Raw genomic sequence first — 18,366 nt, 5'->3', positions numbered from 1 at the left:
GCCTAACGCGCCAACCGGAAAAAGGTTTCGCCGGGCGGCGAACCGTCCGGCGAAGAAGGGGTATTTCCTTGGGAAGGGACGATCCGTCATCAGCCCGCGGTTTGCGGTTCGATGCCGTGCGCCAGGGCGCGTCGTCGCTTGCGCTCGGCCAGCCAGTCGGAGAAGCGCTCCATGTAGAGGTAGATCACCGGCGTGGTGTAGAGCGTGACCAGCTGCGAAAGCAGCAGGCCGCCGACGATCGATACGCCCAGCGGCTTGCGCAGTTCCGAACCGATGCCGTTGCCCAGGGCCAGGGGCAGCGCGCCGAGCAGCGCCGCGGCGGTGGTCATCATGATCGGACGGAAGCGCAGCAGGCAGGCACGGCGGATGGCGTCCTGCGCGTTCAGGCCGGTGCGCTTCGCCTCGATGGCGAAGTCGATCATCATGATCGCGTTCTTCTTCACGATGCCGATCAGCAGGACGATACCGACGATGCCGTCCACCGACAGGCTCATGCCGCAAAGGAGCAGGGCGAGCAGCGCGCCGACGCCGGCCGGCGGCAGCGTGGAGATGATCGTCAGCGGATGGATGTAGCTCTCGTAGAGCACGCCCAGCACGATGTAGATGACGATGATCGAGGCCAGCAACAGGAGCACTTCGTCGCCCACCGAGGACGAGAACTCGGCGGCCTTGCCGATGAACTGACCACGTACTTCCGGCGGGAAGTTCAGTTCCTTCTCCACCTCGTGGATCGCGTCCACCGCCGACGACAGCGAGTAGCCCGGCGCGAGGTTGAACGAGATCGTCACCGCCGGCAGCTGCTGCAGGTGGCTGACCACCAGCGGCGCACTGGTGACCTGGGCGCTGGCGAGCGCGGCCAGCGGGATGGTGCCACCACCGCCGACCTGGAAGCCGACGTTGCCGGTGTTGCCGATACCCGCCGGCGTGGCCGAGTTGCTCGAGGCGACCTGGCCGAAGCTGGTGGCGTTGGAACCGGTCAGCGCGCCGTTGCCATTGCCGCGCACGGTGAGCTTGTTCAGCAGGTCGGTGCTGGTACGGTATTCCGGCGAGACCTCCAGCACCACGCGGTACTGGTTGAGCTGCGTGAAGATCGTGGAGATCTGCCGCTGCCCGTAGGCGTCGTACAAGGTGTCGTCGATCGTCTGCACCGGCACGCCGAGGCGGCTGGCGCTGTCACGATCGATGGTGAGCTTCAGCGCATTGCCCTTGTCGGCCAGGTTGCTGTCGACATCGGCCAGTTCCTCGCGCTTGCGCAAGGCGGAGGTCATCTGCTGCGCATAACCCGCCAGCGCGGTCGAATCCACGGCGGACAGCGAATACTGGTATTCGGTGGCGGACACCTGGCTGTCCAGCGTCACGTCCTGCACCGGCTTCAGGTACAACGCCACGCCGGCGATGTGCGAGGCGGCTTCCTGCAAGCGCGGCAACACCTCGTCGAGGCTGTCGCGATCGCCGCGATCCTTCAGCACCAGCGAGATCTGGCCCTGGTTGAGGGTCGGATTGACCGAGCCCGCGCCGATGAAGGCCGCCACGCCGGACACGGCGGGGTCCTTGCCGAGCGCGTCGGCCACGGCCTTCGTGCGCGTCTCCATCTGCGGGAAGGCGACGTTCTGGTCGGCCTGCACGACGGCGGTGATGAGGCCGGTGTCCTGCTCGGGCAACAAGCCCTTGGGGATCACGATGTAGAGGACGACCGTGAGCGCCACCGAGAGCGCCGCGACGATCATCGTCAACGGGCGGTGGGCGAGCACCCAGTCGAGGCTTCGGCCGTAGCCGTCGACGATGCGCGACCAGGTGGTGTGCTTGCCGGCGGCCGCGGCGTGTTCGTGGGCGTCGTCCGCGTCCGGCAGCTGGTCGGCCTTGAGCAGGTACGCGCACATCATCGGCGTGAGCGTCAGCGAGACCAGCATCGAGATCGCCACGGCGATGGTCAGCACCCAGGCGAACTCGTGGAACAGGCGGCCGGTGACGCCCGGCATCAACAGCAGTGGCAGGAACACCGCGATCAGCGAGACGGTCAGCGAGAGCACCGTGAAGCCGATCTCCTTCGCACCCACCTCGGCGGCGGTCTTGGCATCCTGGCCCTGCTCGATGTAGCGGACGATGTTCTCGATCATCACGATGGCGTCGTCGACGACGAAACCGGTCGCGACCGCCAACGCCATCAGCGAGAGGTTGTCCAGCGACATGCCGGCGAAGGCCATCACGCCGAACGTGCCCATGAGCGACAGGGGCACCGCCACCGAGGGAATCACCGTCGCCCATAGGCGGCGCAGGAAGACGAAGATCACCGCGACGACGAGGCAGATCGTGAGGATCAGGGTGAACTGGACATCCTCGACCGACGCACGGATGGTGATGGTGCGATCGGAGAACACCTGCAGGTGCACATCGGCCGGCAGCACCTTCTGCAGGTCGGGGATGGTCTGGCGGATCTGCTGCACCGTCTGAACGATGTTCGCGCCGGGCTGGCGGCGGATGTCGAGCAGCACGGCCGGCTTGCCGTTCGCCCATGCGGCGAGCTGGTCGTTCTCCACGCCGTCGATCACGTTCGCCACGTCGGACAGGCGCACGGGGGCGCCGTTCTTGTAGCTGATGATCGTGCCCTTGTACTCGGCGGCATCGGCCAGCTGGTCGTTGGTGCCGATGCTGTACGACTGGGTCTTGCCGTTCAGCGTGCCCTTGGGCGCGTTGACGTTGGCCTGGGTGAGCGCGCTGCGCACGTCCTCCATGGTCAGGCCGAGGTTGGCCAGCTGGGCCGGGTTCACCTGGATGCGCACGGCCGGACGCACGTTGCCGGCGATGGAGACCAGGCCGACGCCCTGCACCTGCGAGAGCTTCTGCGAGAGGATCGAGTCGGCGAAGTTGTTCACGTCGCGCAGCGCACGGCTGTCCGAGGTGAGCATCAGCGTCATGATCGGCGCATCGGCCGGGTTCACGCGGTTGTAGACGGGCGGGTACGGCAGGTTGTTCGGCAGCGTGCCGCGCGCCTGGTTGATGGCCGCCTGCACATCCTGCGCGGCGATGTCGATGTCGCGGTCCATGTTGAATTGCAGGACGATCGTCGACAGGCCCGCCGACGAGTCCGAACTCATCATGTTCAGGCCGGATATCTGGCCGAAGTTACGTTCCAGCGGCGTGGTGACCAGGGCCGCCATCGTGGTGGCGCTGGCGCCGGGGTACTGCGTGGTGACGACCAGGCTGGGCGCGTCGATCTCCGGCAGCGCCGACACCGGCAACTGCCGGTAGCCGAGGATGCCGAGCAACAGGACCGCCACCATCAACAGCGAGGTGGCGATCGGCCGGCGGATGAAGAGTGTCGAGAAACCCACGTTCTATTCCTGGTGTCGGGACCTTGCGATCCGTGGCGGCGCGTCCGTCGTGGACACGCCGCGCGCTAAGCGCTATCAGCCGCGGCGTCCGCCCTGGCGGCCCTGCTGATCCTTCTTCGCCTTCAATTCCTCGGCCGTGGGCGCGGCGGGGACCTGCCCCGGCGCCAGCGGCTGCACCTTCGAGCCCGGCTTGAGACGGAACTGGCCCTCGGTCACCACCTTGTCGCCGAGCTTCAGGCCCTTGCTGATGAGCATGTGGCTGTCACCCACCTCGGTCGCGGTTTCCACGGGCTGCATCTTGACCGTGTTGTCGCCCTGCACGAGGTAGACGTAGTCGCCATCCGGGCCTCGCTGCACCGCCTGGGCCGGAACGACGAGGCCGTTCTTCACCGTGCGCACGCGGACGCGCGCATTGACGAACTGGCCCGGCCAGAGCTCCGTCTTGGTGTTGTCGAACAGCGCGCGCAGGCGGAACGTGCCGGTGGTGGTGTCGATGGTGTTGTCGATGACGTCGAGCTTGCCGGTGGCCACCACGTGCGCGTCGACGCGATCGAGCGCGGCGACCTCGAGTGGCGTGGCGCCTTCCTCGCGCATGGAGGAGCGGACCAGGTCGAGGTTCTTCTCGGGCAGGTTGAACGAGACGTAGATCGGATGGACCTCGGTCAGCGTGACGATCGTGTCCGTGGTGGCGACGATGTTGCCGACGTCCACGGCGCGGATGCCGGCGAGGCCGTCGATCGGCGCGATCACCTTGGTGAAGCCCAGCTGCACCTGCGAGGCGCGGATCGAGGCCTGGTCGGCGACCACCGTGGCGACGGCCTGGTCGAGGGTGTTCTTGAGGTTGTCGAGGTCCTGCTTGGACACGTACTGCTGGCCGCCCTTGCTGACCAGGTTCTGCGAACGCTCGAGGTTGTTCTTGGCGGTGGCCGCGGCGGCCTGGTCCTGGCGCAGCTTGGCGACGGACTGGTCGTACTGCGACTGGATGGTGCGCGGGTCGATCTCGGCGATGACGTCGCCCTGCTTCACTTCCTGGCCTTCCTGGAAGTTGAGCTTCATCAGCTGGCCGCCGACCTGCGGGCGCACCACCACGGAGTTGCGCGCCTGGGCGGTACCGGTCGCGGTGAGGTAGACGGGCACATCCTGGCTGGCGACGGGTACGACGGTGACCGGCACGGGCGGCTGGTCCTTCCCCTGGCCCTCTCCATTGGCCTTGCCTCCCTGGGTCTGGGCTGCGTTCGCACCTTCGGCGTGACGCAGCCGGGGAACGACGAATATGCCCGCGATCACCAGAACCACGATGACGGCCAGCGCGATCTTCCAAAAACGCGACATGCAAAACACTCCCAGGATGAATGACCGGACGGGGATACCTGGTCCGACCGGCGCGCCGTGCGCCACGGGGGTTTATACCCCCAAAAGGTGAAAACCCGACGGCGCCAATATAGGTGTAGGTGAACGGCATTGAACAATGCCGGTTGACAGGGGTACAGCATGACTGACGGCACGTCTCCCGGCCGGTCCCCTGGCACGGCACCGGCATGCAGACCGCTGACTCCCGCGGAGGTTCCGTTATACTCGCGAAATTCGACGCCGCATTTGCGGCCGGCAGGCACGCCGGATCCCGGGGAGGGGACGGCACACCCAAATCAGTGGAGTCAATGCGTGAGCGGTTCTCCGAGCAAGTCCGACCAGAACTTCATGCGTCAGTTCTCGTGGCTGACCGCCGGCCTCAGTGTCCTGGCCCTCGTCCTGATGGTTATCGCCTATACCATCTACAGCAACATCCCCAAGGATCAGGACCCGGCCGTCGCCAAGCGCACCGAGGCCCGGATCGCCCCCGTGGGCGGCGTCTATGCCGGCGACACCGGCCGCGCGGCGATGCTGGCCGCCCAGGAAGCCGCCGCGAAGGCCGCCGCCTCGCAGGTCGCCTACGGTGGCAGCACCGACGGCAAGACCATCTACGACAACCTGTGCCACAGCTGCCACACGGCTGGCGTGGCCGGCGCGCCGAAGCTCGGTGACAAGGCCGCCTGGTCCGCACGCATCGCCCAGGGCATCGCCACCCTCACCAAGCACGCCATCGACGGCTACACCGGTCCCGACGGCAACCACATGCCGGCCAAGGGCGGCAACCCGGCCCTGACCGACGAACAAGTCGGCAACACGGTCAAGTGGATGGCCGACCAGGTCAAGTAAGCGGCGGCAGGCGGGCCACCCATTCCTTCGCGAACGCCCGCAGCTGCGGGAAGAACCGCTCGAAGGTGGCCTGCAACAGGGCGTCCTCCGCCATCAGCAGCGGCATGGCGTCACCGACGGGGTTGGCCCGGGACAGCCGCTGCGATATGCCGCGCAAGGCCTTGGCGATCGCCTCGGCCCGCGCATAGCCGGCCGGAAGGCCGTTCGCGTCCATGTAACCGAGGAAGCGCTTCAGCGCATCGGGCAACAGCGGACCGGCGGCATGCAACTCCGCACGCAGGTTCGTCGAGAAATCCTCCAGGGGCTGCGCGGACCAGTGCGCGAAGTCGCGCGCCAGGCAGTGATCGAACCACATGTCGAGGAGGATCCCCGCATAGCGGCGGAACGGCGCGGGCAAGCGCTCGCGAGCCGCGCGTACCTCGTCGTGGCTGTCGGTGAAACTGTCGATCGCGCGGTGCAGGTGGATACCCTGGCGGACCCGTTCGGGAATGGCCGGATCGGGTGTCCCGTGCACGAAGTCGCCCATGATGCCGCCAAGGCGCAAGGCCGCGTCGTCGCCCGCCAACAAGGCGTGTGCGAGGACGTTCATCGCCGGTCTTCGCCGCGAACCGGCCAGCCAGCGGGTATCATGGAGAGCATGAGCGAACTTCTACCTACAGCGCCGGATCACTTCCCGGCCGAGAGCATGAGCTTCGCGCTCGCAGGCCCGGCGGGCAAGCTCGAATGCGAAGCCAAGGCCGCCACCGCCGACGTGGCCCGTCACGGCGTCGCCGTGATCTGCCATCCGCTGTCCACGGACGGCGGCAGCATGCACAACAAGGTGGTGACCATGATCGAGCGCTCGCTGCGCGAGTCCGGCATGGATACGGTCATCTTCAACTTCCGCAGCGTGGGCCGGTCGGAAGGCGCGTTCGACAGTGGCAATGGCGAAAGCGACGATCTCGCCGCCGTGGTCGCCTGGGCGCGCAAGGTCCGTCCCGGCGCCGCCCTGTGGCTGGCCGGGTTTTCCTTCGGCAGCTACGTGACCCTGCGTAACGCCAGCCACCTCGGGGCCGATGCCCTGATCAGCGTGGCACCGCCCGTGGCGGGCCGTGGCTGGGATTTCGCCCAGATCGAACTGCCCGCGGGCCACTGGCTCGTGGTCATGGGCGACGCCGACGAGATCGTCGATCCGCAGGCCGTCTACGACTGGGTCGACAGCCTGCCGGAAGATGTTCGGCCGCAACTGGTGAGAATGGAGGACACCAGCCATTTCTTCCATCGCCGCCTCATGGACCTGCGCGGCGTCATCAAGAATGGCGTGAAGAACTGGTTGCCCGGGCCCCGCGCTGCATGAACTGCACGGAATCGACGCCCGGCGAACGCTACCGGGACGGCATCGCAGGGCATCGTTGGGAGTCGGACCCGGCACAGTTGCCGGTCATCGCCGAGTTCGATCGCCTGCATGCGGCGCTCTGCGCGCCGGAACCCGCCAGTGGCGGATTGTTCGGCCGCCTGCGCAGCATGCTCGGCAACGAACCGCGCGCCGCCGTGCGCGGCCTGTACCTCTGGGGCAGCGTCGGCCGGGGAAAGACCTTCCTCATGGACCTCTTCGTTTCCAGCCTCGCCCCGGGTCTCGCACTTCGCCGGCATTTCCACCGCTTCATGCTGGAGGTACACGGCATGCTGCGCGAGCTCGGCGAACGGCAGAATCCGCTCGACGAGGTGGCCGAACGCCTCGCCACGAAGTGCCGCGTGTTGTGCCTGGACGAATTCCTCGTCTCCGATATCGGCGACGCCATGATCCTCGCCGGGCTGCTGGACGGCCTGTTCGCCCGCGGCGTCACCCTGGTCACCACCTCGAACACGCCGCCGAAGGGCCTCTACAAGGATGGCCTGCAACGCGCACGGTTCCTGCCGGCCATCGCGGCGATCGAGAAGCACTGCGTGGTCCATGAAATGGTGTCCCCGCACGACTGGCGCCTGCGCGCCCTGAGCCAGGCGCCGGTCTACCTCGTCCCGCCCGGCCCCGAAGCTGAGCGCTCGCTGACGAAGATCTTCATGGGCCAGGCGCAGGGCGACCTCGTCGAGGCCGGCTCCATCCTGCTCAGCGGCCGCGAGGTGCCGGTGCGCAAGCGCGCCGACAACATCGTCTGGTTCGACTTCGCGGCCCTTTGCGAAGGCCCGCGCGCCGTCGCCGACTACATCGAACTGGCGAAGTCGTATCCGGCCGTGATCCTGTCCAACGTGCCGCAGTTCACCGTCTACTCGGAAAACGAGGCCAAGCGCTTCGTGCTGCTGGTGGACGAGTTCTACGACCGCCACGTGAAGCTGGTACTCTCCGCGGCCGCGCCGATCACGGAACTCTACGATGGCCGCAAGGTTCGCGCCGAGTTCGGCCGCACCGAATCGCGGCTCATCGAAATGCAGAGCGAGGACTACCTCGGCCGTGACCATAAACCCTGATACGGCACGGACAGGACCGGCTGGCCTGTCGTATCGCCGGTCCGCCATGCTTCACCGGCGGGTCTCCCGCGCCATCTGACGAGGTACGCCATGGAACATTGCGAGCTGGTCCCGGGCCGCGGCATCCGCCGCGGCGATACCGACATCTTCTTCGGCATGCCGCGAAAGAAACTTCGCGACACACTCGGCTGGAAGGCCGGCGGCGAAAACATGTGGGACGACGAAGACGAATACGCCGATGCCGCCGGAGACGAATGGCTGCGGCTGCGCTTCCTCGACGACAAGCTGTGCGACATCGAGGTGCTGGGCGGCCAGCTCACCCACGAGGGCACGGAACTACTCGCCACGACGATGCCCGCCCTGCATGCGGCGTTGAAGAAATCCGGCATGGCGCTGGAGAAAACCGAATGGCTTTCCGAAGGCCACGATTGCGTCGACCTCCAGATCGTGGTGGCATCCCGGGAAGACACCGGGGACGTGGGCGAGGAGATCGCGTGGGTCATCACCAGCAGCGACTTCCGCGTCGAATGACGCGAACGAAGGCCACCGTCGCAAGGCGCCTCCGCCTCGCGGCGGTCGTGCTGGCGATCGCCTGTCTGGCCGGTTGCGCCACCGGGCCACGCGTCGCACCGCAGCGCAGCGCCCTCGCCCATTGGACACCGTCGCCCAACTTCAACGCGCGCAAGGCGCAGATCATCGTGTTGCACCACACGTCGATCGGCGACGCCGCGGAAGCCCTGCGCGTGCTGAGCACACGTAACAGCGAAGGCCAGGTAAGCGCCCACTACCTCGTCGAGTCCAATGGCCGCATCGACCAGCTCGTCGACGACAACGACCGTGCATGGCATGCGGGCGCCTCGCGCTGGGGCGACATGACCGACCTGAATTCCTCGTCCATCGGCATCGAGATCGACAACGATGGCGTGTCCCCATTCACCCAGCCGCAGATACAAGCGCTGGTGAAACTGCTGGCCGATCTCACCACGCGCCTGGGCATCCCGCGCGAAGCCGTGGTCGGTCATGGCGACATCGCGCCCGGCCGGAAGAACGACCCGAGCGTGCTGTTCCCCTGGGCGACGCTCGCCAGCTACGGTTTCGGACTATGGCCGGAGCCGAGCCCGATCCCCGCGCCGCCCGGCTTCGATAGCCTGGCGGCGATGCGGCTGGTCGGTTATGACGTATCCAACCCGCGCAATGCGATCATCGCCTTCCATCGCCATTACCGCGCGATGGAAACCGACACGCTCGATCTCACCGACGCCGCCCTTCTCTACTCGCTGCAACGCAAGCTGATGGCGCCGCGTCAGTAATCGAACGAAGCGAACGCGGCGATCGTCCGTTCGATGGCCGTGTCGTCGATATCCAGGTGCGTCACCAGGCGGATCGACGGCAGATAGCCGATGCTCAGTCGCACGCCCTGCGCGGACATATGCGTGGCGAGGTCCTTCAAGCGTGCGGGCGGCACGTCGACGAAGACCATGTTCGTATGGCAACCCTTGACCTCGAGTCCGTCGATCCGGCGCAAGCCGTTCGCCAGCCGGCTGGCGCGCGCGTGGTCGTCGGCCAGGCGTTCCACATGGTGGTCGAGCGCATGCATCGCCGCCGCGGCCAGCATGCCCGCCTGCCGCCAGCCACCGCCGGCGACCTTGCGCCAGCGGCGAGCGCGGTCGATCAGCGCCACGCTGCCCAGCAACACCGAGCCCACCGGCGCGCCAAGCCCCTTGGACAGGCACACGGACACGCTGTCGAAACCCGCCACGACCTCGCGAGCCGGACGGCCATAAGCGATCGCCGCGTTGTACAGACGCGCACCGTCCATGTGCAGTCCGAGCCCACGCCGTGTCGCCAGGTCGCGGGCCGAGGCGAGGTAGTCGAACGGAAGGACACGGCCATGCCAGGTGTTCTCCAGCGCCAGCAGCCGGGAGCGGGCGAAGTGCGGGTCGATCGGCTTGATCGCCGCCTCGACCTTGTCCAGGGGCAAGGTTCCGTCGGCGTCCTGCGGGATCGGCTGTGGCTGGATCGAACCCAGCACCGCCGCACCGCCACCTTCGAAGCGATAGGTATGCGCATCCGCGCCCACGATGTATTCGTCGCCGCGTTCGCAGTGGCTCATCAGCGCGAGCAGGTTGCCCTGGGTACCGGTGGGCACGAATAACGCCGCGGCGAAACCCAGGTCGGCCGCGATGCGGTCCTGCAAGGCGTTGACCGTGGGGTCCTCGCCGTACACGTCGTCGCCGACCGGCGCGCGCAACATCGCCTCGCGCATGGCGTCGGTCGGCTGGGTGACGGTATCGCTGCGCAGGTCGATGGTTTCCATGGCGTGGGTTCGAAAGGGACCAGCCAATGATGGTACGCGATGCCGTTCACGATTCCGTGGCCCGGAAGACGGCATGCTTCCGGCCATGATCACGATCGTCATGGGTGTTTCCGGCAGCGGCAAGAGCACGATCGGCATGGGCCTGGCGGCAAGGCTGGGCCAGCCCTTCGTCGACGGGGATCACCTTCATCCCCAGGCCAACCGCGACAAGATGGCCCGGGGCATACCGCTCGACGATGCGGACCGCCAGCCCTGGCTCGCCGCCATCGCGGCGGAAATGGATCGCCACCGGCAGCAGGGCGAGTCGCTGGTGGTGGCGTGCTCGGCGTTGAAGCACCGCTATCGCGATTTCTTGCGCGATGGACACGACGACGTGAAGTTCGTCTACCTGCATGGCTCGCGCGAACTGCTGGCCGACCGCCTCGGCCACCGGGCAGGACACTTCTTCGATCCGGCGCTCCTCGACAGCCAGCTCGCGACGCTGGAGGAACCCGGCGACGAAGAGGCCATGCGCGTGGAAATCGGCAAGCCGCCGGCCGAACTCGTCGAGTGCATCATCCGCGCGGATTGCCACGGCGCCCGGACCTAGGGCCCGCGATCACGCCGGCAGTGGCCGCGTCGTCTCGCCCGTGTTCTCATATTCGCTCCCCTACCCCCAGGAAAGCCCATGCAAGCCCCCGTCGACGCGGCGCTGGACGGCCGCCGTGCGGACACGACCGTCTATGGCGTGATCTTCGCGATCAGCTTCTGTCACCTGCTCAACGACATGATGCAGTCGCTGCTTCCGGCCATTTACCCGGGCCTGAAGACCGACTTCCAACTCGACTTCGGCCAGATCGGTCTCATCACGCTGACATACCAGATGACCGCGTCGATCCTGCAGCCGCTCATCGGCCTCTACGCCGACCGGCGTCCCACGCCGCTGGCGCTTCCCGGTGGCACGCTGTTCTCGTTGTTCGGCCTGCTCGTGTTGTCGAAGGCCCACGCCTACCCGTTGCTGCTCGCCGGCGCGGCATTGCTGGGCATGGGTTCGTCGGTGTTCCATCCCGAATCGTCCCGCGTGGCACGGATGGCCTCCGGTGGCCGCCACGGCCTCGCGCAGTCGCTGTTCCAGGTGGGTGGCAACGCCGGCCAGGCATTGGGCCCGCTCGCCGCGGCGCTGGTCGTGGTGCGTTGGGGACAGTCGAGCCTGGCCTTCTTCGCGCTGCTCGCCTTGCTGTCCTGCGCGATCCTGTGGAACGTCGGCCAGTGGTATCGCCACCATGGCCTGGTCCGGCTGACGAACAACGCCGGCAAGCACGCGCAACTCGCTCCACCCACGCGCGAGGCGCGGCGTGGCATCGCCGTCCTGCTCGCGCTGATCTTCTCGAAGTACGTCTACCTCGCCAGCCTCACCAGCTATTTCACGTTCTACCTGATCCATCGCTTCGGCGTGTCGGTGGAGAACGCGCAGTTCCACCTGTTCGTCTTCCTCGGCGCGGTGGCGGTGGGAACGGTGCTCGGCGGTCCCGTCGGCGACCGCATCGGACGCAAGCGCGTGATCTGGTTCTCGATCCTCGGCGCCCTTCCGTTCACCCTCCTGCTGCCTCACGCCAGCCTGTTCTGGACGGCACCGCTCACCGTGGCGATCGGCTTGATCCTGGCCTCGGCCTTCCCCGCGATCGTCGTCTTCGCACAGGAGCTCGTGCCAGGCCGCGTCGGCATGATCTCGGGCCTGTTCTTCGGCTTCTCGTTCGGCATGGGCGGCCTCGGTGCGGCCGTGCTCGGTGAACTGGCCGATCACATCGGCATCGAGGCGGTGTACCAGGTGTGCGCCTTCCTGCCCCTGATCGGCTTGCTGGCGGCGCTGCTGCCCAGCCCGAAGCGGGGCTAGGCGTACAGCCAGCGCCACCGAGGTCCGTGTGGGAGCCGCTTCAGCGGCGATGGGCGCTTGCCTCACCCTGGCCCGCTGCCGCGGGATCGCCGACAGAGTCGGCTCCCACCAGGTCGGCTACCCGTAACTACACATCCCTACTTGGGCAAGGCGTAAGCGATCACCCAGTCGCCTTGCTTGGTGCCCAGCGAGCCGTGGCCGCCGGCCGTCACGAGGAGGTATTGGCGACCGTCCTTGTCCGCATAGGTCATCGGCGTGGCCTGGCCGCCGGCCGGCAGGCGGGCTTCCCAGAGTTTCTTCCCGGTGCGCACGTCGTAACCGCGCACGTAGTAGTCCAGCGTGCCGGAGAGGAAGGTGACGCCGCCGGCCGTGGTCACCATGCCACCGAGGCTCGGGACGCCGAGCGGCATCGGGATCGGCAGCGGTGCGCTGTCGACGATGGTGCCGTTCTTGTGCCGCCACATCATCTTGCCCGTGCGCAGGTCGACGCCCGCGACGTATCCCCACGGCGGTGCCTGGCAGGGAATGCCCAGCGGGGAGAGGAAGGCGGACAACTCGATGCCGTAGGGGATGCCTTCGGCCTTCTTCACGCCTTCGGTCTCGCTCTTCGCGGGACCGACCTCCATCTTGGCCAACACGTCCTTCGGAATCAGTCGCGACTGGAACGCCATGTAGCTCGGGTTGATCAACATCAACTGGCGCGTGGGGTCCACCGACACGCCACCCCAGTCGAACACGCCGAAATTACCCGGGAAAACCAGCGATCCTTGTTCGGAGGGCGGCGTGAACATGCCCTCGTAGCGCAACGAACGGAAACGCACGCGGCACCAGAGCTGGTCGAACGGCGTCGTGCCCCACATGTCCTTCTCTCGCACGTCCGGCGGCGCGAAATTGAGATCCGATAGCGGTTGCGTGGGGGCGGTGTGATCGCCGGCCACGGCACCTTGCGGACGCGGCACTTCGCGAATGGGGATGATCGGCGTGCCGTCGCGCCGGTCGAGCACGTACACACTGCCCTGCTTGGTCGAAGCGACGAGGGCGGGCTTCATTCCGTCGGCGGTTTGCAGGTCGACCAGGGTCGGCTGCCCACCGATGTCCATGTCCCAGAGATCGTGATGGGTGAACTGATAATTCCACCGCACCTTGCCGGTGGCCACGTCCAGGGCGACGATGCCCGCGGCGTACTTCTCCGACGTGGGCGTACGACCGCCACCGAACTGGTCCGGCGTCTGGTTTCCCATGGGCAGGTAGACGATGCCGAGGTTCTCGTCGACGCTGAAGAGCGACCAGACGTTCGGCGAATTGCGGGTATACGTGGCGCCCGGCGCGATCGGCGCCGTGTCATCAGGCTTGCCGGGGTCCCAGTTCCAGACCAGGTGGCCATCGTGCACATCGTAGGCGCGGATGACGCCGGAGGGCTCGTTCGTCGATTCGTTGTCGGTGACATGGCCGCCGATGATGACCAGGTCCTTCGTCACCGCCGGGGGCGAGGTGGAGTAGTAGCCACCCGGCGTGAACGGGCCGATGTTCGTGCGCAGGTTCACCGTGCCCTGCTCGCCGAAGTCGGCGCAGGGTTGGCCGGAATCCGCATTGATCGCGATGAGGCGCGCGTCGGCGGTCGGCAGGAACAACCGGCGCGGGCACGTCGCCGAGACCGTGGACGCCGCGGCGGTCGCGACTGTCGAAGCAGGCGCGGGAGCGCCCGTCGCGCTCGTCGCCGGAGCGGGAACCGTCGCGGCCGCGTACTTCGCATCGTCGTGGTACGACACGCCGCGGCAGGTCATGTGTTCCCAGTGCTTGAATCCGACGGGGCTCTGGATCTTCGGATCGAACTCCCAGCGTTTCTGTCCCGTGGCCGCATCCACCGCGATCACGCGGCTGTGCGGCGTGCATAGATAAACGGTGTCGCCGATCTTCAGCGGCGTGTTCTCGGAGGTCGTTTCGGTCGGATCGTCGGGCCCCGGGGTATCGCCCGTCTGGATCTTCCAGGCGACCTGCAACTGTCCCACGTTATCCGGAGTGATCTGCGTCAGCGGAGAGTAGCGCTGACCGAATGGCGAGCCACCGTAGTCCGTCCAGTCGCCGTCGGGCCGTGCGGCGCGGTCGCCTTGCGGTCCCGCGACGTCGGCCATCGGCAATTCGCCGGACAGGTCGTGATCGGAATGAAGGGCTCCCGCGATGCCCACCACCGCGACGATCAACAACGAGACGAGGAGGAAACCACCGCCGGTATGCCTGGAGGTCTCGTAGAGGCTGTCCCGGTTGAGCCCGCGGCGCGGCCACGGCAGCAGGAGCCACAAGCCCAGCACGAACCATACGTCGAGGCGCGGAAGCAATTGCCACCAGTCCAGGCGCACCTCCCAGACCGACCAGGCGGCGGTGCCGATCAGCAGGAGGCCATAGAGGGGCACGGCCAGTCGCACACGGAACAGCAGCAAGGCCGCGACCACCAGGGTGACCGCGCCTGCGACCAGGTAATACGCGGAGCCGCCGAGGTTGACCAGCCGGATGCCACCCAGCAGGGTCACCGCCCCGAACAAGGCGAAAAGGAACGCGGTGAACAGCGTCGCGGGGTGGTGTCTCCTGACTCGATTCACATGCGCCTCTCTGGTGTCCTGAGCCCTCCCTTCCAGCTAGGGTGGAGAGGAGGGCGTGAATCCGAAGTGGAGGACGACGGTCGGCGGACCTGGCTTCAGGACCGCGTCTTGCCGGACAGTTCCGCCTCCATCATCTCGCGCATCAGGTATTTCTGCACCTTTCCGGTCACGGTCATCGGGAATCCGTCCACGAAGCGGACGTAGTGCGGCACCTTGAAATAGGCGAGGTGCCGCCGGCAATAGTCCTGGATCGAGCCCTCCGTGGCCTTCGCCCCGTCGCGCAGGCGGACCCACGCGCACACCTGCTCGCCCAGCCGGTCATCCGGGACGCCGAACACCTGCACGTCCTGGATATCCGGGTGCCCGTAGAGGAATTCCTCGATTTCGCGGGGATAGATGTTCTCGCCGCCACGGATGATCATGTCCTTCAGGCGGCCCACGATGGTGCAGTACCCCTCGTCGTCGAGGACCGCGAGGTCGCCGGTATGCATCCAGCGCGACGCGTCGAGTGCCAGCGCGGTATGCGCCTCGTCGCCCCAGTAGCCGCGCATCACGGAATAGCCGCGCGTCAGCAACTCGCCCGTCGTGCCGCGCGGGACGACCCGCCCCGCCTCGTCCACGATCTTCACTTCCACGTGGGGATGGATGCGTCCCACCGTCGACACGCGCAGTTCGAGCGGGTCGTCCGGCACGGTCTGGAAACTGACCGGGCTGGTCTCGGTCATGCCGTAAGCGATGGTCACCTCGCTCATGTGCATCTCGCGCACGACACGGCGCATCACCTCGATGGGGCATGGCGAGCCCGCCATGATGCCCGTGCGCAGGCTCGACAGGTCGAACTCGCGGAAGCGTGGATGTTCGAGTTCGGCGATGAACATCGTCGGCACGCCATGCAGCGCGGTGCAGCGTTCCTCCGCCACCGTCTCCAGCGTGGCCAACGCGTCGAAGCCCTCGCCGGGGATCACCATGCATGCGCCGTGCGTCACGCAGGCGAGGTTGCCCAGGACCATCCCGAAGCAATGGTAGAACGGCACGGGGATGCACAGCCTGTCGTCCTCGTTGAGACGCATGGCCTCGCCGATGAAGAAGCCGTTGTTGACGATGTTGTGATGCGTGAGCGTCGCGCCCTTGGGCGCACCCGTCGTGCCGGAGGTGAACTGGATGTTCACCGCGTCGTCGAACGACAGCTCCGCCTCCACCGCCGCGAGATGTTCCCGCGCCGTGTCGTCCGCCACGATGTCGCGCCAGCGCAGCGCGCCGGGTGCCGCGTCCTCGTCGAGCAGGATCACGTGGCGCAGGTCCGGCAAGGCCGCCGCGCGCAATCCGCCCGGCGGGGAGGCTTCCAGTTCCGGGGCGAGGCCGCGAAGGATGTCCAGGTAACGCGACGACTTGAAGGCGCGCGGCAGGATGAGCGCGCGGCAAGCGACCTTGTTCAGCGAATACGCCAACTCGTGCGAACGGTAGGCGGGATTGATGTTGACCAGGATCAACCCCGCCTTCGGCGCGGCGAACTGCGCCACCACCCATTCCGCGCGGTTCGGTGCCCAGATGCCGATGCGGTCGCCGGGCTCCAGGCCCAGCGCGAGAAGGCCGGCGGCGACGCGCTCGACCTCCGCGTGGAATTCCCGGTAGGTCCAGCGGACACCCTGCTGGCGTACCACCAGCGCCGGCCGGTCCGGCCAACGTGCCGCGACACGATCGAGCAGGGCTCCGATCGTCTCGCCCAGCAGGGGTGTGGGGCTCGCGCCGTGCACGTAACTCGCGGCGTGGTCCATGCGTTCATCCTCGTCGTGGCTTCGCCCGAGGATAAACAATGTGCGCCGGCGCGTGGCCCCTGGTCAGGCGAACTCGGTCCAGCCCGCGGCCTCGGCCGTGGCGGAGGCCTGGCGATGACCAAAGCTCAGGTCGTGCGCGGCACGCTCCACCGCCGCGCGCGACGTGTCGCTGCCGCCTGCCTCGGCGTCCACCGTGAAGAACGCCACCTGGTCGCGCAACGACTTGGCCTGGTCCTGCATCGACTTCGCGGCCGCGGCGGCCTCTTCCACGAGGGCGGCGTTTTCCTGCGTCACCTGGTCGATCTGCGCGATGGCGAGGTTCACCTGGTCGACGCCGGAGGACTGTTCCGCGCTGGCCGCGGCGATCTCGGCGACGATGTCGGTCACCTTCTTCACGCTGTCGACGATGTCGCGCAGCGCGTCCGAGGATTGCTCGACCAGCGCCGCGCCCGCATCCACGCGTTCGCCGCTTTCCAGGATGAGGCCCTTGATCTCGCGCGACGCCGACGCGCTGGACTGCGCGAGACGGCGTACTTCCGCCGCCACCACGGCGAAGCCACGGCCCTGCTCGCCCGCACGCGCCGCTTCCACGGCGGCGTTCAACGCCAGCAGGTTGGTCTGGAAGGCGATGTCGTCGATCAGGCCCACGATGTCGCCGATGCGACGGCTGGAATCGCCGATCTGGCGCATGGCCTCCATCGCCTCGCCGACGACGGCGCCGCCCTTCTCCGCCGCACCGCGCGCGTGACGGGACAAGCGGTCCGCCGCCAGGGCGTTCTCGGCGTTCTGCTTCACCGTCGCGGTCATCTCTTCCATCGACGCGGCGGTTTCTTCCAGGCTGGAGGCCTGTTCCTGCGTGCGCTGCGAGAGGTCGTCGTTGCCGCGCGCGATTTCGCTGGAGGTGGTGGAGACGACATGCGCGCCTTCCTGCACTTCCGTGACGATCGAGGACAGCGTGCCACGCATGCGTTCCAGCGCGCCCAACAAGCTCTCCGGCGCGAAGGCCGCCGCGCCGTCCGCACGAAGGTCGCCACCGGCGATACGCCCCGCGATCTCCACGGCATCGTTCGGTTCGCCACCCAGGCTGGTGCGGATGCTGCTCATCGAGAACCAGACGATCGCCAGCGCCAGCAGCGCGATGAGCCCCGACTTGACCAGGTCGCGCTTGAGCTGGGCCTGGAACGCCGCATCGATGGCGTCGAAGTAGGCGCCCGACACGAAGTGCAGGTCCCACGGCTTGTACCAGGACGAGAAGCTGATCTTGTCCTTCAGTTCCTTCGTCTTGGGCATGATCTGCGTATAGCGGGTCATGCCGTGGCCGGCCTTCGTATCGGTGGCTAGCATCGCCTCGTAGTGGTGGAAGCCCTTGCCATCGACATCCTCGCGAATGTTCTTGCCGATGTCGTCATGCCGCAGCGGATGCATGCGCATCGTCAGCGACGAATCGAACGCGAACACGTAGCCGGTGTTGTTCGCCCAGCGCATCGCCTCGATGTCCTGCAGCGCGTTCACCCGCGCCTCCAGGTCGCTCAACTCGCCCTTCTGCGCACGCGCATGGTAGGCGTCGGCGATCGCCATGGCCGCCGTCACGTGCTGCTCGAGCGTGTCCTGGAGCGCGCGCATCTGCACGCCGCGGCTTTCGATGCCCGCCATGATGGTCTGCGCCATCAGGCCGGCCACGACCACCGTCGTCACCATCCATACCCGCGTGTTCAGCCGCGTGCGGCCGAACCATCTTTCCACTGCCGACATACCCATCACCCTCGATAAATCCCCGTGCAAGATGTATCGGCGGTGGGGTGCAAGACTTTACGAGGGGTATGTGAAGACG

At 67.1% G+C, this 18,366-nt stretch carries 14 protein-coding genes; 7 read left to right on the top strand and 7 right to left on the bottom strand.

Features of this window, described 5'->3' with window-relative positions; all coding sequences use genetic code 11:
• Positions 1 to 89 precede the first annotated feature (89 nt).
• Positions 90 to 3,332, bottom strand: coding sequence for an efflux RND transporter permease subunit (locus tag AB6730_RS03940; RefSeq protein ID WP_371022358.1), 3,243 nt, complete (start codon positions 3,330 to 3,332; stop codon positions 90 to 92).
• A 75-nt stretch (positions 3,333 to 3,407) separates the two neighbouring features.
• Positions 3,408 to 4,664 (bottom strand): efflux RND transporter periplasmic adaptor subunit, encoded by a 1,257-nt coding sequence (locus tag AB6730_RS03935; RefSeq protein ID WP_371022357.1) that lies wholly within the window; start codon positions 4,662 to 4,664, stop codon positions 3,408 to 3,410.
• Positions 4,665 to 5,030: 366 nt separating this feature from the next.
• On the opposite strand from AB6730_RS03935, the gene AB6730_RS03930 reads away from it, so the two are divergent.
• Positions 5,031 to 5,528: a cytochrome c5 family protein gene (locus tag AB6730_RS03930; protein WP_371022551.1), complete on the top strand. Its 498-nt coding sequence runs from the start codon at positions 5,031 to 5,033 to the stop codon at positions 5,526 to 5,528.
• Here AB6730_RS03930 and AB6730_RS03925 read toward each other — a convergent pair.
• Complete coding sequence (locus tag AB6730_RS03925; RefSeq protein ID WP_371022356.1) at positions 5,521 to 6,117, bottom strand: ACP phosphodiesterase; 597 nt, start codon at positions 6,115 to 6,117, stop codon at positions 5,521 to 5,523. The two genes, AB6730_RS03930 and AB6730_RS03925, sit on opposite strands and share 8 nt — an antisense overlap.
• 48 nt (positions 6,118 to 6,165) lie before the next feature.
• On the opposite strand from AB6730_RS03925, the gene AB6730_RS03920 reads away from it, so the two are divergent.
• From AB6730_RS03920 to AB6730_RS03905, 4 genes are all read left to right on the top strand, one after another.
• On the top strand, positions 6,166 to 6,864 hold the full coding sequence (locus AB6730_RS03920) for an alpha/beta hydrolase (protein WP_371022355.1): 699 nt from the start codon (positions 6,166 to 6,168) through the stop codon (positions 6,862 to 6,864).
• Positions 6,861 to 7,973 carry a cell division protein ZapE gene (gene zapE, locus AB6730_RS03915; protein WP_371022354.1) on the top strand — a complete coding sequence of 371 codons (1,113 nt, stop codon included), beginning with the start codon at positions 6,861 to 6,863 and terminating at the stop codon, positions 7,971 to 7,973. The genes AB6730_RS03920 and zapE overlap by 4 nt, the downstream gene beginning before the upstream one ends.
• A gap of 90 nt (positions 7,974 to 8,063) precedes the next feature.
• Entirely contained in the window at positions 8,064 to 8,504 is a 441-nt protein-coding gene (locus tag AB6730_RS03910) for a hypothetical protein (protein WP_371022353.1), read from the top strand.
• Positions 8,501 to 9,283 carry an N-acetylmuramoyl-L-alanine amidase gene (locus AB6730_RS03905; protein WP_371022352.1) on the top strand — a complete coding sequence of 261 codons (783 nt, stop codon included), beginning with the start codon at positions 8,501 to 8,503 and terminating at the stop codon, positions 9,281 to 9,283. The genes AB6730_RS03910 and AB6730_RS03905 overlap by 4 nt, the downstream gene beginning before the upstream one ends.
• Here the strand turns inward: AB6730_RS03905 and ltaE are convergent.
• Positions 9,277 to 10,290: a low-specificity L-threonine aldolase gene (gene ltaE / locus AB6730_RS03900; protein WP_371022351.1), complete on the bottom strand. Its 1,014-nt coding sequence runs from the start codon at positions 10,288 to 10,290 to the stop codon at positions 9,277 to 9,279. The genes AB6730_RS03905 and ltaE overlap by 7 nt on opposite strands.
• Positions 10,291 to 10,363: 73 nt before the next feature.
• Between ltaE and AB6730_RS03895 the strand changes: the two genes are divergently transcribed.
• Both AB6730_RS03895 and AB6730_RS03890 read left to right on the top strand, forming a co-directional pair.
• Positions 10,364 to 10,879: a gluconokinase gene (locus AB6730_RS03895; protein ID WP_371022350.1), complete on the top strand. Its 516-nt coding sequence runs from the start codon at positions 10,364 to 10,366 to the stop codon at positions 10,877 to 10,879.
• 78 nt (positions 10,880 to 10,957) lie between these two features.
• Positions 10,958 to 12,163: an MFS transporter gene (locus tag AB6730_RS03890; RefSeq protein ID WP_371022349.1), complete on the top strand. Its 1,206-nt coding sequence runs from the start codon at positions 10,958 to 10,960 to the stop codon at positions 12,161 to 12,163.
• Between the two features lie 137 nt (positions 12,164 to 12,300).
• On the opposite strand, the gene AB6730_RS03885 is transcribed toward AB6730_RS03890, so the two are convergent.
• From AB6730_RS03885 to AB6730_RS03875, 3 genes are all read right to left on the bottom strand, one after another.
• Entirely contained in the window at positions 12,301 to 14,760 is a 2,460-nt protein-coding gene (locus AB6730_RS03885; protein ID WP_371022348.1) for a glucose/quinate/shikimate family membrane-bound PQQ-dependent dehydrogenase, read from the bottom strand.
• A 95-nt stretch (positions 14,761 to 14,855) separates the two neighbouring features.
• Positions 14,856 to 16,535 carry an AMP-binding protein gene (locus AB6730_RS03880; RefSeq protein WP_371022347.1) on the bottom strand — a complete coding sequence of 560 codons (1,680 nt, stop codon included), beginning with the start codon at positions 16,533 to 16,535 and terminating at the stop codon, positions 14,856 to 14,858.
• Positions 16,536 to 16,598: 63 nt separating this feature from the next.
• Positions 16,599 to 18,287 carry a methyl-accepting chemotaxis protein gene (locus AB6730_RS03875; protein WP_371022346.1) on the bottom strand — a complete coding sequence of 563 codons (1,689 nt, stop codon included), beginning with the start codon at positions 18,285 to 18,287 and terminating at the stop codon, positions 16,599 to 16,601.
• Positions 18,288 to 18,366: the final 79 nt, after the last annotated feature.

It is taken from the genome of Luteibacter sp. RCC_6_2, assembly GCF_041360655.1.
Classification (GTDB): domain Bacteria; phylum Pseudomonadota; class Gammaproteobacteria; order Xanthomonadales; family Rhodanobacteraceae; genus Luteibacter.
The sequence above is the reverse complement of the archived record's forward strand: the minus strand, read 5'-3'. Positions and strand labels throughout refer to the sequence as shown.

What these genes read in the sequence shown, in the direction of transcription:
- AB6730_RS03880 (WP_371022347.1), bottom strand. Translation starts at nt 16,535, where the DNA reads ATGGACCACGCCGCGAGTTACGTGCACGGCGCGAGCCCCACACCCCTG.
- AB6730_RS03875 (WP_371022346.1), bottom strand. Translation starts at nt 18,287, where the DNA reads ATGTCGGCAGTGGAAAGATGGTTCGGCCGCACGCGGCTGAACACGCGG.
- zapE (WP_371022354.1), top strand. Translation starts at nt 6,861, where the DNA reads ATGAACTGCACGGAATCGACGCCCGGCGAACGCTACCGGGACGGCATC.
- AB6730_RS03910 (WP_371022353.1), top strand. Translation starts at nt 8,064, where the DNA reads ATGGAACATTGCGAGCTGGTCCCGGGCCGCGGCATCCGCCGCGGCGAT.
- AB6730_RS03895 (WP_371022350.1), top strand. Translation starts at nt 10,364, where the DNA reads ATGCTTCCGGCCATGATCACGATCGTCATGGGTGTTTCCGGCAGCGGC.
- AB6730_RS03925 (WP_371022356.1), bottom strand. Translation starts at nt 6,117, where the DNA reads ATGAACGTCCTCGCACACGCCTTGTTGGCGGGCGACGACGCGGCCTTG.
- ltaE (WP_371022351.1), bottom strand. Translation starts at nt 10,290, where the DNA reads ATGGAAACCATCGACCTGCGCAGCGATACCGTCACCCAGCCGACCGAC.
- AB6730_RS03920 (WP_371022355.1), top strand. Translation starts at nt 6,166, where the DNA reads ATGAGCGAACTTCTACCTACAGCGCCGGATCACTTCCCGGCCGAGAGC.
- AB6730_RS03890 (WP_371022349.1), top strand. Translation starts at nt 10,958, where the DNA reads ATGCAAGCCCCCGTCGACGCGGCGCTGGACGGCCGCCGTGCGGACACG.
- AB6730_RS03935 (WP_371022357.1), bottom strand. Translation starts at nt 4,664, where the DNA reads ATGTCGCGTTTTTGGAAGATCGCGCTGGCCGTCATCGTGGTTCTGGTG.
- AB6730_RS03905 (WP_371022352.1), top strand. Translation starts at nt 8,501, where the DNA reads ATGACGCGAACGAAGGCCACCGTCGCAAGGCGCCTCCGCCTCGCGGCG.
- AB6730_RS03930 (WP_371022551.1), top strand. Translation starts at nt 5,031, where the DNA reads ATGCGTCAGTTCTCGTGGCTGACCGCCGGCCTCAGTGTCCTGGCCCTC.